The organism is Parapedobacter indicus (assembly GCF_900113765.1).
Classification (GTDB): domain Bacteria; phylum Bacteroidota; class Bacteroidia; order Sphingobacteriales; family Sphingobacteriaceae; genus Parapedobacter; species Parapedobacter indicus.
The window spans coordinates 635,667-651,167 of record NZ_FOQO01000002.1 but is presented as its reverse complement, the minus strand read 5'-3'; the positions used below and the strand labels follow the sequence as shown (position 1 = coordinate 651,167).

Here is a 15,501-nt window from a genome sequence, read left to right as displayed (position 1 = left end):
TCAATTTTCAGTATTTAATCGTTTTATGGTTGTCAATCTGCCAATTTTAGTCCACCCGGATGTCGTTTTGATATTCCAGTTTACGGATGCGAAATCGGAGTGTCAACAACCAGGTTCCTAAGAGGATCCAACCCAACGACGCAGGGTATAATACGGCTTTCATAGATCCATCGAGGTCAAATTGCCCAAAACCCGAATTTCCACCACTACCCGGATGAAGTGAGTCGGTTGTCTTGGGGAGGATATACATGAGTACAATCATGATGGGAAAGGCAAACACATTGTAAATAGCGGATATACGCGCTCGCTTTTGTTCTTCTTCCAACGCGTTGCGAAGTACTAAGTAAGCGAGGTACATCAACGTAGCAATGGCGGATCCGTTCAATTTAGGGTCATTCGGCCAGGGATCGCCCCACGTGAAGTTTGCCCAAAGCATTCCACTTACCAACCCAAACACACAAAAGACGATGCCCACATTGACACTTTCTACAGCTACCAAATCATGCTGCGGATTGCTTGAAGAGAGATATTTTATACTGTACACAACTGAAATGATGTACAGGGTAAACATGGTAAACCACATGGGCACGTGAAAATATACGTTGCGAATGGTTTCATGCACGATGGGCAGCGCCGGCACGTGCCCCAATAATCCCATAATAATACTGTATAAAAGCAACAGAATTGCCAGAATTTTCCACCAGTAATTTTTCATTGAAAGTCAAAAGTCAAATTTAAAAATTAAAAGAACCTGGGTTGTTTAACTAACATCCGAAATCATTAGTCTCTCCAAAGGTAAGGAAATAACACTAAAGAAATGGCCACTGTAATAACATTGATGGCTAGTAAAACAAGGATTTCGTCTAAGCTGATGCTTCGGTCCAAACCATCCATCGCGTTTTTGGAAACTTTGATCAACACCAGAAGTAGAGGAATGACAATCGGGAAACTGAGGATTGCCATTAAGGTACTGTTATTTCCTGCTTTCGCGCTGATACCGGATACCATGGTAAATACCGCAGCAAAGCCAATGCTTCCCAGCACTACCACTACGAAATACAGACCAGGGTCGCCCAGTGGATTTTGAAAAATAATAGAATATACCAAATACGCTAGTGCAGAAAGCAGTAGCATGATGAGCATATTATAGCTGATTTTGGATAGGATGACAGCCCTCGCGCTGGCAACGGTATAATAATACAACTGCCGACTAGGACTTTCCTGAACAAAGCTTTTATTTATTGCATTGACAGATGCAAACAGAAGAATAATCCAAAAGAGGGCATTCCAAGTTGTGGGATCTACGGATTTAAATGCTTGATAGCAAACAAAAACCGTAGATACCACATAGAGTAAAATACCGTTAATGGCATATTTGAAACGCCACTCTAACAAAATTTCTTTGCGAACGAGAGAAGTAACCTCCTTGAGTAAACTCATCCCCGCAAAGATACGATTCGTGGGCTAAGTAGCGGCTATATTTCTTCTTCAACCCGTCGGCTTGCTGAGTTTGCCGCATCACTGGCCTTGGAAATACCTTCTTTGGCCAACTTATCTGCTTTACGGATCGCCGACTTGCCTTTACTTTTGGCTTGCGAACGAAGCTCATCCATTTCTCTGGTGGCCCGATCGGCTAATTTGGAAGCCTTGTGCAGACCTTCTTTTGTACTCTTTCTAATGGAATCTGATAATTCGCGTATACCCTCGCTCGCGCGATCCAATTGTTTACGGCCTTCTTTAGTGCCCAATAGTAACCAAGCTACCGTACCAGCTGCAAGTCCTATCAATGCATACGTAACAATGCTGTTTTTCGTGTTCATCTCCATGTCCTTTTTTTGTTATGACTTTCTTTAACCGTTCTCGGTTCTATAACGTAAGAACAAGAAATTTAAAAAAATGTTTGCAGCGAAGGTCAGCCGACTACATCCCACACGATCGCCTGTTTATCATCTCCAACGGATATCAATTGGTTTTTATAGGCATTCCAGATGATGTCGTTGACCGAAAGCAAGTGGCTGTCAAAGCCCCGCTCGAAGCTGATCACACGCAGTAGCCGGAAATCATCCGATGACCAGATTTTAATACTTTTATCTCGGCTGGCGGTGGCGAAGATGGGTGAAAAGGGGTGGAACTTGATGGCGTACACCGTAAATAGATGGGGTGTAAACGTATTGACAACGGTAAAGTCGGATGTGTCAAGAACATTAAGCTGTGCGTCCCGTCCGCCGGTGAGTAGATACCGTCCGTCGGGTGAAAAACACAGCGAGGTGACAGGCATGGCATGTGCGGGCAATTCTTCGACAAAAGAGTAGTCCAACGCATTATACAATTTCACTTTGCCGTCTTTGGTTCCAAAGACTACCCAGTTTTCGTCGATGCTAATGGCAATGGTTCGGACCGTATGGTCGGATACCTTAAAATGGTATAACAGGTCAAATGCGTGGGTGTTCCAAATGGATACGGTGCCGTCTTCCGATGCCAGGATGAGTTCAGGTTTAGTCTTGAAAGATTTAATGGCAAAGATCGGTCGTTGGTGGTGGTCAAGTTTGGCGATTCGCTCTCGGGTATCGGTATGTACCACGTGGCCTTTGCCATCTCGGGTACCAATGGCAAGTAATGGAGTGCCAGCTATCAGGTGCAGCGCATATACAGAAAACTGTACTGGATACAAAATACGTTTAAACGCCATTTCCGCCAGATCCCACTCAACTACACCTTTGTCGTTACCTCCTGTATACACGACAGAGGCAACGACTCCGTTTTCAATGGCAAAAATCGGATTTTGATGCCCTGATAAGGTCCCTGCTTTATGTATATCGAGTTTGTTCATCGTAGCCAATTATGCCTACCGATGCCTATTTTCTAGATTTTTAGCGATCGTTTCCAAGGGAATACCCTTTTCCTTTAGCAGCACCAGTAGGTGAAACACCAGGTCGGACGCTTCGTTGATGAAGTCTACTTCATCTTCAGCTAACGCGGCGATTACGGTTTCCACTGCCTCTTCACCCACTTTTTGGGCGATTTTGTTCAATCCACGCGTATGTAAGCGGCTTACATAAGAATCAGCAGTTGGAAATTCATAGCGACTGGCGATGATATTTGCCAGTTCGAAAATAAAATTTTGATTATATTCAGTGCTGAAGCAGCTTCGGCTACCGGTGTGGCATGTTGGGCCTTTTGGCAGGGCCTTAATCAATAAGGTGTCACAGTCGCAATCAATATGCGTACTGACTACTTCGAGAAAATGGCCGCTTTCTTCACCTTTGGTCCATAACCTGTTTTTACTTCTTGAGAAAAACGTGACACGTTTATCAGACTGCGTCTTTTGCCAGGCCTCTTCGTTCATATAGCCCAGCATCAATACTTCCAATGTTTGTACATCCTGTATAATTGCCGGAACGAGGCCGCCGCTTTTTTCGAAATCTATCTGATTGCCCATTCGTTTATTCGTTTATTGCATATCCGCTTGATTTGCGTATTTGTTTATATCCGCTGATTCAGCTATTTACTTTTCATTGGATTAGCAAATCCACAACTTCACCAGTTAACTGAATTACTGCCTTATTTCAATTCCATGCTGTCGTAGTTCGCCTTTCAAACGGGGGATCAATATTTCGCCGTAATGGAATACCGAAGCAGCCAAGGCGGCGTCTACATTGCTTTGCTGAAATACATCTATAAAATGCTGTTCATTGCCGGCACCACCCGAAGCAATCAGCGGGATGGATAAGTGATCATTGATTTTTTTTAGCAACGTACAATCAAATCCATTCTTGGTGCCATCGTGATCCATAGACGTCAGTAAAATTTCCCCAGCTCCTCGACTTTCTGCATCCTTAATCCACGCTTCGGTTTCTAAATCCGTTTTCAGTCGGCCACCGTTAAGGTGCACATAGTTTTTGCCGTCTACATGGCGTGTATCTACCGCTACTACGACAAACTGTATACCGAAAGCTTCCGCCAACTGATTAATAAGATCCGGATTGCGCACAGCCGCCGAATTGATGGAAATCTTATCTGCGCCGGCGTGCAAAAGTATATCGGCATCGGCCAACTCGTTGATACCCCCGCCAATGGTAAACGGGATGTTGACTTGCCTCGCAACGGATTTTACTAAATCTACGGTAGTCTTGCGTCGTTCGTGTGTGGCAGTAATATCTAAAAAAACCAATTCATCGGCTCCCTGCCGAGAATACTGCCAAGCCAGTTCCACAGGGTCCCCTGCATCGCGGAGGTCTACGAAGTTAACGCCTTTTACCGTACGTCCATCTTTGACGTCTAAGCAGGGAATGATGCGCTTAGCCAGCATGATACCTTAAAAACGGATGAGGGACTTCAAATTCCACTCCTTGATTTGTTCAATGGTAATGCGGTTCTCATAGATGGCTTTTCCTACTACGCATGCCTCAACCTTGATGGCATCCAGCGCGTAAATATCATCCATCGAACTGATACCTCCAGAAGCGATGAGCTTAATGATGGGGGAGTGATCCAATAACTTCTTATACAATTCCACACCGGCGCCACCCAATTTGCCATCCTTGTTGATATCCGTGCATAGAAAACGGAAAAAACCCAACGAAAGACACCTGTCGATATAATCGAGCAGTTTAACAGGGGAACTTTCCATCCATCCGGAATATTTAATGACCTCATCCAGCACATCAATGGCGATGACCACCTGATCCGCATATTTATCCTTGCCACGATTGAGCTTGCTAAGCTCATCCAGAAACGACGGATTGGTGATGGCCTGTGTACCTACCACCACCCGGTGTATGCCTGCATCAACCAGTTCCATGACTTTTTCAATGCTCCGTACCCCACCACCATATTGTACCTTCATGTCGGTATGACGTACAATGTCAAACAAGTAGGATTGATTTGAAAAGTCCCCTTTGGCTCCATTAAGGTCAACAATATGCACAAATTCGGTGCCATTGGATTGATACTTTTCGATCATCTCCTCAAGACTGACCTCATATACCGTCGCATCGTTGTAATTGCCCTCACGTAGGCGGACAACTTTCTTGTCCAATACGTCTATTGCCGGAATGATATACATATTTTTTTAAGGTTGATTTTAATACAAGTTTGAAAAATTCAATAATAACTGCTCACCTGCTTCTCCCGATTTCTCAGGATGAAACTGTACCCCATAAAAGTTTCGATCCTGTAGTGAAGCTGAAAACTTCAATCCATAATCGGTAAAAGCGGCCGTAAAAGTAGCATTATATTCAATAAAATAAGAGTGTACAAAGTAAAAGTAGGCATCTTTTTTTATATTGGCGAACAATGCAAACCCATTTTCATGAAAAACCTGATTCCACCCGATATGCGGAACCTTCTCGGAAATCCGATTTTCGAAATGTAACGTTTTCAGTGGAACAATATTCAGCAGCGAACTATTGCCTTCTTCCGAATATGCGGTGAGCAACTGCATGCCCACACAGATTCCCAAAACAGGCTTTGTAAGCTGCCCGATTGATGCGGCTAATCCCGACGCCTGTAATTTCCGCATGGCTGCACCGGCGTGTCCCACTCCTGGAATAATAATCCGGTCATAGGCAATCAATTCGTCTTGCGTGTTGACCATTCCATACGGAATGCCCAAACGGTCAAGCGCCGCTGTCAATGAGAAAATATTTCCTGCTCCGTAATTGATGATTCCTGTCATATTCAGCTATTCGCTGTCGGCTTAACTTTCTATCGCTAACTTCGTGCTTATCAAAGCACTCCTTTCGTACTTGGAAGTTCCATGTGCTCCGCATCCCGTCTTACTGCCTTTTTGATTGATTTGGCAAATGCTTTGAATATCGCCTCGATCTTGTGATGTTCGTTTTCGCCTTCTGCTTTGATATTCAGGTTACATTTAGCGGCATCCGAGAACGACTTAAAAAAATGGAAGAACATTTCGGTAGGCATATCGCCTATTTTTTCGCGCCTAAACTCAGCATCCCAAACCATCCAGTTTCTGCCACCGAAGTCAATGGCAACCTGTGCCAGGCAATCGTCCATGGGCAGTGTAAAGGCATATCGCTCGATGCCTCGTTTGTCGCCCAGGGTTTTGGCAATTAGCTCCCCCAATGCAATCCCCGTATCTTCGATGGTATGGTGTTCATCGATATGCAAATCACCAGTTGCCTGTATGGTGAGGTCAATGTTTCCATGACGCGCGATCTGGTCGAGCATGTGATCAAAAAAAGGCAATCCGGTATGGATATCTGCCTTTCCTTTGCCATCGAGATTTAGTCGAATGTAAATATCGGTTTCGTTCGTCTTCCGGCGATGTTCACCTGCGCGAACGCCTAACTTCAGAAACTCGTAAATGGCTTTCCAGTCCGGAGTTTCCAAGGCCACTGCGGATACGTCGATTTCATGCGCCTCGGCGGCGCCAAGCAAATCGTTATTCCGCAGCCAGATGGCTTTCGCACCTAAATTTTGGGCCAGTTTTACGTCGTTGATGCGATCGCCGATAACGAAGGAATGTGCAAGATCATATTTCTCCCGGTCAAAGTAGGGGGTAAGCAATGCCGTTCCCGGTTTGCGTGTCGGTGCTTGCTCATGCGGAAATGTCCGGTCGATATGTTCCGCTGCAAATATAACCCCCTCATTGGCAAATGTCTCGATGACAAACCGGTGTACCGGCCAGAAATTGACTTCGGGGTGTGAATCCGTACCCAATCCATCCTGATTGGATACGAGTACCAATTCGAAGTCGAGCTCGCTCGCTATACGGGGCAGATATTGCAAGGCACCAGGATAAAATTTTAACTTTTCAAAAGAGTCAATCTGCTCGTCTTCCGGTTCGATAATCAGCGTACCGTCGCGGTCTATGAAAAGTAGTCGTTTAATTGCGTCAGGCATTCATTGTGTTTTTATTGCCTTAATTTTTATGGTTGTATTGAAACGGCCAAACATAGCTAAATTACCGCGCAAATGCAAATTCACCCAGGGCATCCATCAATAGCTTGTTTTCATCGGGAGTGCCCACCGTAATGCGCAGACATCCTTCGCATAACTCCACTTTAGATCGGTCGCGTACAATCACACTCCTTTCCACCAAATAGTCGTATATCGGCCGCGGGTTGGCGGTCTTGGCCAGAATAAAGTTAGCGTCAGAAGGATATACGTGCAGTACAAATTCCAGCGCGCTTAATCCCGCAGAAAGCTTATCCCGTTCGGAGACCGTCTCCCGGATCCATCCATTCACTTTGTCTACATTTTCCAACGCCTTTAGCGCAAGTTCCTGTGTTGCCTGGTTGATGTTATAAGGCGGCTTTATTTTGTTGAATATTTCGATGATTTCCTCACTCGCAAACGCCATTCCCAAGCGTAACCCTGCCAACCCCCAAGCTTTTGAAAGCGTTTGCAAGACCACGAGGTTACTGTACTCAGTCAGTTCTTGAATGAATGTCTTTTGGCGGGAATAGTTGATGTATGCTTCATCAATGACGACCAGACCATTGAAGTTAGCCAGGATGGTCTCTACATCTTCGCGGTGCAGCGAATTTCCTGTCGGATTATTCGGAGAGCAAAGAAAGATAATGCGGGTATGGGCATCGATGGCTTCTGCAATACCTTCCAGGTTAAGCTGAAAATCAGCGGTGAGATTTACTTTCTTGGTTGCGATGTCATTGATGTTAGCCGAAACTTCGTACATGCCATAGGTGGGGGGCACGAGGATTACATTATCCACCCCTGGACGACAAAACGCCCGGTAAAGGATATCAATCGCTTCATCGCTGCCGTTACCCAGAAAAATATTCCGTGGCGGTACACCTTTAATGCCGCTTAACTTCACTTTTAGTTGTTGCTGTAACGGGTCGGGATAGCGATTGTAATTGCTGTCCAATGGGGAACCGTAGGCGTTCTCATTGGCGTCCAAAAGGACGGATGCTTCCCCTTTAAACTCATTACGGGCCGAGGAATAGGGGGTCAGATTCCGGATGTTATCTCTTAAAAGAACGGTCAAATCAAATGAATTAGCCATTGCCAATTTATACTAAATTTTTAGAATTATACACGATACCAATTTCCCTCCAGTGCCAAATCACAATTGGGGAATATAGATTTACTTTCTTCTAGTAAAGGTTTCAGGTCTTTGTATCTCGCGGAGTAGTGCCCGATGAGTAATTTTTTTGCGTGTACCTCCGTCGCAATCTGTCCGGCTTGGCGCGCTGTGGTATGGAAAGTTTCCGTAGCCCGATCCAGCATTTCATGCAAAAACGTGGCTTCGTGGTACAACAGGTCCACCTGTTGGATGAACGGCTGGTATCGCACGGTCATAATGGTGTCCGAGCAATACGCATAACTTCGAGGCACAGGCGGGGCGATAGTCAGATCCTGCCAGCGATATACCGTTCCATCTGCCGCCGTATAATCGTTGCCCCGTTTTATCAGCGGAAGATAATCCGTAGGTATGCCGATGGCGTCGGTTTTCTCCCGGTTAATGGCAGGCATCCGTTTCTTTTCATCAAACCGGAACCCGGTGCAGGCGATCCGGTGGTCTAACGGGAAACTACGAACGGCCAGATTCTCGCTTTCGAAGATTAGCTCACTGCTTCGATCCTGTGTAGGGTGGATATGTAAGGGATAGCGCAGTACCGTTTGCGAATGCAGAAAATGCAGCTCAATTATTTCCTTTAATGCAGGCGGTCCATACACATGCAATTCGTCCCTACGACCCACCAGGTGCATGGACGAAATAAGGCCGATCAAGCCCAGGTAATGATCGCCATGTAGGTGGCTGATAAAAATATGTTTGATGCGGTTACTTCGGATTCCGTATTTGATGAGTTGTACCTGCGTACCTTCCCCGCAATCCAACAGATACAGTTGTTCATTGATATTAATTAACTGCGCGGTTGGATGACGGCCATATATCGGTGTGGCAGAACTACTCCCTAATATCAATACTTCAAATCTCATCCCTCTTCTACCGCACCCCTTAGATCTTTTTCCAGCTCTTGTGAAAAGATCAGATCTTCCGCTTCCGCTGTGTTGTGAGCGAGCGTCAACGTCCCAGCCAAATTGCACACCGAAATAAGACTCTTGATCTGTTGGTTTGCACAAGCCAATACAAATACACCGCCCGCAGCTTTGCAAAGACGGTGAGCCAACAAGCCGGTTCGTAAGCCAGACGAATCCGCTTCTTTTACCTGTGACAAATCAAAGATGATGTTTCGTTGTCCACCTGAATTCCGTAAAAGAAATTCGGCCTTAATCTTTGGTGCAGAGTCGCCATCCAATATCTCTACGTGAGGCTGGATGATGACATATTTTTCATGCTTATCAATTGTGAATTTCATAACGGAAATTTTATAATGGGTGCTTACTTGTTTTCATACTGGAAAGAGCTGCTGTTGTGTTGCGTTCTACTCGCTCTGCAGCTGCCGTATCGTTGGGGTATTCAAAACGCTCTCCGGTGATGTGCTCGAAGAGTTCGACGTATCTTTCGGAAATCGATGATACAATTTCATCGGTCATTTCAGGTATTTTTTGTCCATCTTTTCCCTGAAAGCCATTTGCTATCAGCCATTTCCGGACAAACTCTTTGGATAATTGCCGTTGTGGCTTGCCTTCATTTTGTAATTGAGCATAACTATCTGCATAGAAATAGCGCGATGAATCTGGCGTATGGATTTCGTCGATCAAAAATATATCGTCGCCTATTTTTCCAAATTCATATTTAGTATCTACCAAGATCAATCCTCTTTCTGCGGCTAAATCGGTGCCTCGTCTGAACAGCGCAAAGGTATACATTTCCAGCTGTTGATAATCGGCCTCTGATACAATCCCTTTTTCAAGAATTGCGGCGCGCGATATATCCTCATCGTGTCCCACAGCGGCCTTTGTGGTCGGAGTGATGATGGGATGGGGCAGTCGGTCATTTTCTTTCAGTCCGTCTGGAAGAGGCTCCCCGCATATTTCACGTTTTCCTGCTTGATACTCACGCCATGCATGTCCCGATAGGTATCCACGGATCACCATCTCCACCTTAAAAGGGAGGCATTGCCGACCGATGGTCACACAGGGATCCGGTATCGCTAATACCCAATTGGGTACGATATCTTCCGTTGCTTTTAAAAATTTGGCAGCAATTTGATTGAGTACCTGTCCTTTATACGGTATTGCCCGGGGAAGTACTACATCAAATGCAGATATACGGTCGGTAGCGACCATCGCTAGATAGGTGTCGGCTATCGTATAGACATCGCGTACTTTACCTCGATAAAAGGCAGTTTGACCCTCGAAATGGAAATTTGTTTCTTTTAATGTATTCATTTTTTTCTATTATCGGCAATCAGCTTTCGGCAATAGGCTATCACTTTCCACTCAAATATCCCCATATGCCTCTAATATTCGCCTTACCAGTTTATGCCGTACCACATCTCCACCACTCAGATAGATCATATCAATGCCTTCAATTCCGTCAAGTAACTTCAGGGCGGTTTGTAAGCCTGATTGTTGTTTCTTGGGAAGGTCGATCTGCGTGACATCGCCGGTTACAATGAATTTGGCAGTCGGCCCCATTCTGGTAAGAAACATTTTCATTTGCATGTCCGTAGCATTCTGGGCTTCATCCAGAATAACAAAGCAGTTGTCGAGCGTACGACCACGCATAAAAGCCAACGGAGCCACTTCTATCGTTCGGTTTTCCAAAAAAGCTTTTAGTTTTTCAGCGGGAATCATATCGTCAAGTGCGTCATAAAGCGGTCGCAGGTACGGATCAACCTTTTCCTTAAGGTCTCCCGGGAGAAAGCCCAGATTTTCGCCTGCCTCCACGGCCGGTCGTGTCAGGATGATCCGTTTTACCTCTTTGTTCCGCAGGGCACGAACCGCCAACGCCACGGCGGTATATGTCTTGCCGGTGCCGGCCGGGCCGATGGCAAACAAAATATCATTTTTCAGGATGCTTTCCACCATCCTCCGCTGGTTTGGCGTCCGCGCCTTTACAACGATGCCATTGGGTCCAAAAACAATCGGTTCTCCAACGCCGATAGGACCTGTATCTGTTTTTTCCGTCTTTTTTGCTAGCTTACCATTAACAGGCCTTGTATCCAAAATGTTTTCTATGTCGTTTGTCGTTAAATTATTGTATTGTTCGACATGCGCAACTATTTTATCAAAACCTTCTTTAAATAACGAAATTTCGCGCTCATCCCCCAGTACCTTTACTTCGTTGCCACGGGCAACGAGCTTTAATTTTGGAAACTGCTTTTTGAACACTTCGAAATGTTCATTATGTGTGCCCCACAACACGGCAGGATTCACATATTCCAACGTAATGTTTAATTCGTTCAAATTCTATCTCCAATGAATGATATGACTCCCTGTGCGCTGCATCACGCTGATGCTTCGCAGTTTTCAAAGATAGCGATAAATTACCATTCGTAGTTTTGCAAATTCGCAGTTTTGCAAATTCGCAGTTTCGCTAATTGGATATCATGGCAACTTTATCTAAGTTTGCATCGATTGCAATCAAGGCGGGTATGGGTATTATTACCTTAACAACAGATTTAGGACATAAAGATTTTTATCAAGCAGCATTAAAAGGCAGTATTATCAGCCAATTTCCCGCTGTGCGACTGGTTGATATTTCTCATGAGATACCTCCTTTTGATATCCAGTATGCCGCATTTGTCGTGAAAAATGCGTATCCGTATTTCCCGCCTCAAAGCGTCCATCTTGTCGGCATCGACTCCGTATTCAACGAAAACAACCGTTATCTTGCCCTGCAATACAAGGGTCACTATTTTATCGGTACAGATAATGGCTTATTTTCGTTAATATTAGATGGGCCGCCTACGGAAGCTGTGGAAATCAATATTATTCAGGATCTGAAATATTTACACTTCCCATTAACCGATATTTTTGCCAAGGCTGCCTGTCATCTTGCGAAAGGGGGTAAATTAACCGATATCGGAGATCCGGTAGACGGCGTGGTTGACCGTACCCTGGTGCAGCCCGTGGTCGAAAAAGATAGCCTACGTGGCAGTGTGGTATTTGTCGATTCATTTGGTAACGTTATCAGCAATATCAGCAAAGAGTTATTCAATAAGGTCCAACGCGGTCGCAATTTTGTAGTCCATTTCAGACGCAACGAAACGATTGATCAGATGAGTTGGCATTACAACGAAGTGCCGGAAGGCGAAAAGCTTTGCCTCTTTGGAATTACTAACTACCTGGAGATCGCTATCAACAAAGGAAATGCCAGCGGTTTATTAGGGCTGAATAAAGGCGATATCATCCGCGTGGAATTCAAAAAATAAACTTGGTCCGTTTTTTGAGCAAGATAGACAACATGCGACCGTATCAGTTCAGCTGCATTTGCGTAGCAACATTCTTTTTGGCAAGTTGTTTGATTTCGTTTTCATTCGGTCAGGAAACGTCAGATACGGTGGGCTACGAAGTCCAGCGTCAAAAAGTGAATAGATTATTGACCGAACGGGGTCAGCGATTCGGTCAATTTAATGAAAGCCTTCAAAAGCGTACGGGTATTTTCGGGTTGAAAACCAAAAAGGACATGCAGGCGTCCATAGATATCCTGAAGCAGATTGTCCTTACGGACAATGATATTTTTCAAGAAACCAAAGCCCTGCTGGATTATAAGGACTTCGAGAAATCAAAAATCGCTGAAAGGGCTTCTGAGTTTGACGGGCGCATTAACGGGTACATCAAGACCATCAGCAAACTGCAACAGGAGCACGAACGGATGGTTAGCGAAATAACCACGTTGGAAAAAGCAAATCAATTTTACCGAGGGTTGACCCTTCTTTTTGGTTTGGCAATTGCTGGCGCCGGTGTCTTTTTCCTTATAAAACGTCAAAAATTGACGAAACCGTGATAAGTGACCGCGTTATTGTCATTACTTTTGCCCCTATAGTTTTTAATTATAGGACATGGCAAGACAACGGTTAAATAGTGGGGATACGCCATCGGAGGACCTACCCAAACCGAAACTTACAAAGACAACACTCAGAAAAGCAGCTAAACTACTAGCCTACCTAAGACCTTACCGGACGAAATTCATCGTGGGGATGGTATTTTTGTTTTTGTCAAGCCTTACTGCACTTACTTTTCCTGCCTTGCTCGGAGCCATGATTGATGCGGCCCAGGGTAAAGTGAAATACGACTGGCTTGCAGTCGAGATCCATACGATCGGTGCGATTTCTTTCTTGATCCTGTTTGTCCAATCCGTGGTATCTTTTTTCCGGATACGTCTTTTCGTCGAAGTCGCAGAAAAGTCGCTCGCAGACATTCGTCGTGATTCCTATTACAACCTGATTACGTTTCCCCTTGATTTTTTTGCTAACCGGAGGGTAGGCGAACTCAACAGCCGCCTGTCGGCCGATTTGGCACAGATACAAGATACCATGACGACGACGGTGGCAGAAATGATTCGGCAGATCATTTTATTGATCGGCGGAGTGTGCTGGTTATTCATTGTTTCCGCCAAGCTCACGCTACTCAATTTGAGCATTCTGCCCATATTGGTGGTTGTTGCCGTCATTTTCGGCAGGTATATCCGAAAGCTTTCCCGCAAAGCACAAGACAAGCTCGCCGAATCCAACACCGTGGTTCAGGAAACCTTGCAGGGCATCAGCAACGTCAAGGCCTTTGTTAATGAAGCTTATGAAGCGTCACGTTATTCCCGTACGCTTGACGCCGTTGTCAAAATTGCTGTCAAGGGTGCTACGTATCGCGGCATCTTTGCCTCGTTTATTATTTTTTGCCTCTTCGGTGCGGTGGTTGCCGTTATTTGGTATGGGTCGTCTTTGGTTGCCGCAGGTAGTATTTCGGTGGGCGATTTGACCACCTATATACTGTATTCCATATTTGTAGCCGGTTCCATGGGTAGTTTTCCGGAACTATACGCGAATATTCAGAAAGCAATCGGCGCAAGTGAGCGGGTCATCGAAATTCTTGACGAACAACAGGAAGATGTCGGTTTGCTGGAAGAAGAAAAGGCGATTAAAAATCCCATAAAGGGAACTATTGCCTTCGAAAACGTTACCTTTTCCTATCCTTCGCGCAGGGAGATTACTGTGCTGAAAAATGTTTCATTTAAGGCACAGGCGGGTGAGAAAATAGCGATTGTAGGACCAAGTGGCACGGGTAAGTCGACCATCGCCGCATTGGTGTTGCAATTTTACAAACCAGATAGCGGACGTATTTTGTTCGATGGCCGCGAAGCTGACAACTACCCATTGACTGATATTCGTAGCCAGGTGGCCATCGTGCCTCAAGATGTGCTGCTTTTTGGTGGAACCATTCGTGAAAATATTGCGTATGGCCGTCTTTCAGCCGACGCTGACGAAATCATCACCGCTGCTGAACGCGCAAATGCACATGATTTTATCATGGATTTCCCCGAAGGATATGATACCGTCGTGGGGGAGCGTGGCGTAAAATTGTCCGGCGGGCAACGACAACGGATTGCTATCGCACGGGCATTGCTCAAAGATCCCGCCATTTTGATTTTGGATGAAGCAACTTCTTCGCTCGATTCGGAATCCGAACGTCAGGTACAACAAGCGTTGGAAGAGTTGATGAAAAACCGTACGTCTATCATCATTGCCCATCGCCTTTCTACCATCCGTGAGGCCAATCAAATCGTGGTGGTCGAATGTGGACAGGTGGTGGCCTCCGGCACGCATGAAGAGCTGATGGAAAAAGGAGATGGACTGTACCATCATTTATATAGGCTTCAGTTGGATACAGCCCGTTAATCGTTCCGCGATCCGTTGCAAGTAGCGCACATCCACTTCGTCAAAGTAGTCGAGGTACTCACTGTCTACGTCCAATACGCCAATGACGGCCCCTTCCTTCATGAGCGGTATTACTAGCTCCGAATTTGATTGTGAACTGCATGCAATGTGACCGGGGAAGGCATTCACATCCGGTACGACGAGTATCTCCTGTTGTTCCCAGGCCCGGCCGCATACGCCTTTGCCCTTACCAATACGTGTGCAAGCCAGAGGGCCTTGGAAAGGGCCGAGTACCAATTCATCCTTCCTAACCAAATAAAAACCTACCCAAAAGAAATCGAACTGCGCCTTGAGTACCGCAGATAGGTTGGCCATATTGGCAATCAGATCGCGCTCTCCGGCAATCAACGCATCAATCTGGGGCAATAACGCCTGATATTGCTCTTCTTTGGTTCCCGCTGTTACGTAGAATTCTTCTGCCATAGTAAATAAGAACTGATAATCGGACAAAAATATCGAAAATTTTACGCAATGTACCACCCCGCGACGGGGGAAGTAACCTAGATGTTTTGAGGATGTATTTTAAAAAGTTACTTTTTAAAACTTAATCAAAGTTGATTATAACTTTATCATTAAACGTAATTATATCATAAATTCATCGTGTTTTCATCGTTATTATTCGATGAAAATACGATAAAAAATACGATGAAAATAGCTGTATTTTATCCGGCATCTAAAATCTGATTCAATTTTTTAAAACGGCTATTGAGAAAGCTTTCTTGAGACT

At 45.2% G+C, this 15,501-nt stretch carries 18 protein-coding genes; 3 read left to right on the top strand and 15 right to left on the bottom strand.

Annotated features, from left to right (window positions below; translation table 11 throughout):
- Positions 1 to 46 precede the first annotated feature (46 nt).
- From ccsA to BMZ56_RS06130, 14 genes are all read right to left on the bottom strand, one after another.
- Complete coding sequence (gene ccsA / locus BMZ56_RS06195; RefSeq protein WP_090625555.1) at positions 47 to 715, bottom strand: cytochrome c biogenesis protein; 669 nt, start codon at positions 713 to 715, stop codon at positions 47 to 49.
- Positions 716 to 780: 65 nt separating this feature from the next.
- Positions 781 to 1,440 (bottom strand): heme exporter protein CcmB, encoded by a 660-nt coding sequence (locus BMZ56_RS06190; RefSeq protein ID WP_090625552.1) that lies wholly within the window; start codon positions 1,438 to 1,440, stop codon positions 781 to 783.
- 35 nt (positions 1,441 to 1,475) lie between these two features.
- A complete protein-coding gene (locus tag BMZ56_RS06185) occupies positions 1,476 to 1,820 on the bottom strand; it encodes a YtxH domain-containing protein (protein ID WP_090625549.1) in 345 nt (114 codons plus the stop codon).
- 92 nt (positions 1,821 to 1,912) lie between these two features.
- Positions 1,913 to 2,830 carry a WD40 repeat domain-containing protein gene (locus tag BMZ56_RS06180; protein WP_090625547.1) on the bottom strand — a complete coding sequence of 306 codons (918 nt, stop codon included), beginning with the start codon at positions 2,828 to 2,830 and terminating at the stop codon, positions 1,913 to 1,915.
- A gap of 15 nt (positions 2,831 to 2,845) precedes the next feature.
- Positions 2,846 to 3,439, bottom strand: coding sequence for a bifunctional phosphoribosyl-AMP cyclohydrolase/phosphoribosyl-ATP diphosphatase HisIE (gene hisIE / locus BMZ56_RS06175; protein WP_090625545.1), 594 nt, complete (start codon positions 3,437 to 3,439; stop codon positions 2,846 to 2,848).
- A gap of 114 nt (positions 3,440 to 3,553) precedes the next feature.
- Positions 3,554 to 4,309, bottom strand: coding sequence for an imidazole glycerol phosphate synthase subunit HisF (hisF, locus tag BMZ56_RS06170; protein WP_090625542.1), 756 nt, complete (start codon positions 4,307 to 4,309; stop codon positions 3,554 to 3,556).
- A 6-nt stretch (positions 4,310 to 4,315) separates the two neighbouring features.
- Entirely contained in the window at positions 4,316 to 5,065 is a 750-nt protein-coding gene (locus BMZ56_RS06165) for a 1-(5-phosphoribosyl)-5-[(5-phosphoribosylamino)methylideneamino]imidazole-4-carboxamide isomerase (RefSeq protein ID WP_090625539.1), read from the bottom strand.
- An 18-nt stretch (positions 5,066 to 5,083) separates the two neighbouring features.
- Complete coding sequence (gene hisH, locus BMZ56_RS06160; RefSeq protein WP_090625536.1) at positions 5,084 to 5,677, bottom strand: imidazole glycerol phosphate synthase subunit HisH; 594 nt, start codon at positions 5,675 to 5,677, stop codon at positions 5,084 to 5,086.
- 50 nt (positions 5,678 to 5,727) lie between these two features.
- On the bottom strand, positions 5,728 to 6,867 hold the full coding sequence (hisB, locus tag BMZ56_RS06155) for a bifunctional histidinol-phosphatase/imidazoleglycerol-phosphate dehydratase HisB (RefSeq protein WP_090625533.1): 1,140 nt from the start codon (positions 6,865 to 6,867) through the stop codon (positions 5,728 to 5,730).
- A gap of 61 nt (positions 6,868 to 6,928) precedes the next feature.
- Entirely contained in the window at positions 6,929 to 7,993 is a 1,065-nt protein-coding gene (hisC, locus tag BMZ56_RS06150; RefSeq protein WP_090625531.1) for a histidinol-phosphate transaminase, read from the bottom strand.
- A 26-nt stretch (positions 7,994 to 8,019) separates the two neighbouring features.
- The gene (locus tag BMZ56_RS06145) at positions 8,020 to 8,931 is read right to left on the bottom strand and encodes a ribonuclease Z (RefSeq protein WP_090625528.1); all 912 of its coding nucleotides are present in this window, start codon (positions 8,929 to 8,931) and stop codon (positions 8,020 to 8,022) included.
- Entirely contained in the window at positions 8,928 to 9,311 is a 384-nt protein-coding gene (locus BMZ56_RS06140) for an STAS domain-containing protein (protein WP_090625525.1), read from the bottom strand. Before BMZ56_RS06140 ends, BMZ56_RS06145 begins: the two co-directional genes overlap by 4 nt.
- 10 nt (positions 9,312 to 9,321) lie before the next feature.
- Positions 9,322 to 10,287: a phosphoribosylaminoimidazolesuccinocarboxamide synthase gene (locus BMZ56_RS06135; RefSeq protein ID WP_090625521.1), complete on the bottom strand. Its 966-nt coding sequence runs from the start codon at positions 10,285 to 10,287 to the stop codon at positions 9,322 to 9,324.
- Between the two features lie 51 nt (positions 10,288 to 10,338).
- Positions 10,339 to 11,307: a PhoH family protein gene (locus tag BMZ56_RS06130; RefSeq protein WP_090625519.1), complete on the bottom strand. Its 969-nt coding sequence runs from the start codon at positions 11,305 to 11,307 to the stop codon at positions 10,339 to 10,341.
- Positions 11,308 to 11,495: 188 nt separating this feature from the next.
- Here BMZ56_RS06130 and BMZ56_RS06125 point away from each other — a divergent pair, with 188 nt between their 5' ends.
- From BMZ56_RS06125 to BMZ56_RS06115, 3 genes are read left to right on the top strand one after another with little or no spacing between them, the layout of a single operon-like run.
- Positions 11,496 to 12,275, top strand: coding sequence for an SAM hydrolase/SAM-dependent halogenase family protein (locus tag BMZ56_RS06125; RefSeq protein ID WP_090625810.1), 780 nt, complete (start codon positions 11,496 to 11,498; stop codon positions 12,273 to 12,275).
- Between the two features lie 14 nt (positions 12,276 to 12,289).
- Positions 12,290 to 12,850, top strand: coding sequence for a hypothetical protein (locus BMZ56_RS06120; protein ID WP_143072861.1), 561 nt, complete (start codon positions 12,290 to 12,292; stop codon positions 12,848 to 12,850).
- Between the two features lie 55 nt (positions 12,851 to 12,905).
- Complete coding sequence (locus tag BMZ56_RS06115) at positions 12,906 to 14,735, top strand: ABC transporter ATP-binding protein (RefSeq protein ID WP_090625514.1); 1,830 nt, start codon at positions 12,906 to 12,908, stop codon at positions 14,733 to 14,735.
- On the opposite strand, the gene msrC is transcribed toward BMZ56_RS06115, so the two are convergent.
- Positions 14,703 to 15,197, bottom strand: coding sequence for a free L-methionine (R)-S-oxide reductase MsrC (msrC, locus tag BMZ56_RS06110; protein ID WP_090625512.1), 495 nt, complete (start codon positions 15,195 to 15,197; stop codon positions 14,703 to 14,705). The genes BMZ56_RS06115 and msrC overlap by 33 nt on opposite strands.
- Positions 15,198 to 15,501 lie beyond the last annotated feature (304 nt).

Bases quoted from the DNA above. Each gene is read 5' to 3' on its own strand.
- msrC (WP_090625512.1), bottom strand. From the start codon at position 15,197: ATGGCAGAAGAATTCTACGTAACAGCGGGAACCAAAGAAGAGCAATAT.
- BMZ56_RS06115 (WP_090625514.1), top strand. From the start codon at position 12,906: ATGGCAAGACAACGGTTAAATAGTGGGGATACGCCATCGGAGGACCTA.
- BMZ56_RS06135 (WP_090625521.1), bottom strand. From the start codon at position 10,287: ATGAATACATTAAAAGAAACAAATTTCCATTTCGAGGGTCAAACTGCC.
- hisIE (WP_090625545.1), bottom strand. From the start codon at position 3,439: ATGGGCAATCAGATAGATTTCGAAAAAAGCGGCGGCCTCGTTCCGGCA.
- BMZ56_RS06140 (WP_090625525.1), bottom strand. From the start codon at position 9,311: ATGAAATTCACAATTGATAAGCATGAAAAATATGTCATCATCCAGCCT.
- hisB (WP_090625533.1), bottom strand. From the start codon at position 6,867: ATGCCTGACGCAATTAAACGACTACTTTTCATAGACCGCGACGGTACG.
- hisH (WP_090625536.1), bottom strand. From the start codon at position 5,677: ATGACAGGAATCATCAATTACGGAGCAGGAAATATTTTCTCATTGACA.
- BMZ56_RS06145 (WP_090625528.1), bottom strand. From the start codon at position 8,931: ATGAGATTTGAAGTATTGATATTAGGGAGTAGTTCTGCCACACCGATA.
- BMZ56_RS06190 (WP_090625552.1), bottom strand. From the start codon at position 1,440: ATGAGTTTACTCAAGGAGGTTACTTCTCTCGTTCGCAAAGAAATTTTG.
- hisF (WP_090625542.1), bottom strand. From the start codon at position 4,309: ATGCTGGCTAAGCGCATCATTCCCTGCTTAGACGTCAAAGATGGACGT.
- ccsA (WP_090625555.1), bottom strand. From the start codon at position 715: ATGAAAAATTACTGGTGGAAAATTCTGGCAATTCTGTTGCTTTTATAC.
- BMZ56_RS06165 (WP_090625539.1), bottom strand. From the start codon at position 5,065: ATGTATATCATTCCGGCAATAGACGTATTGGACAAGAAAGTTGTCCGC.
- BMZ56_RS06180 (WP_090625547.1), bottom strand. From the start codon at position 2,830: ATGAACAAACTCGATATACATAAAGCAGGGACCTTATCAGGGCATCAA.
- BMZ56_RS06185 (WP_090625549.1), bottom strand. From the start codon at position 1,820: ATGAACACGAAAAACAGCATTGTTACGTATGCATTGATAGGACTTGCA.
- hisC (WP_090625531.1), bottom strand. From the start codon at position 7,993: ATGGCTAATTCATTTGATTTGACCGTTCTTTTAAGAGATAACATCCGG.
- BMZ56_RS06125 (WP_090625810.1), top strand. From the start codon at position 11,496: ATGGGTATTATTACCTTAACAACAGATTTAGGACATAAAGATTTTTAT.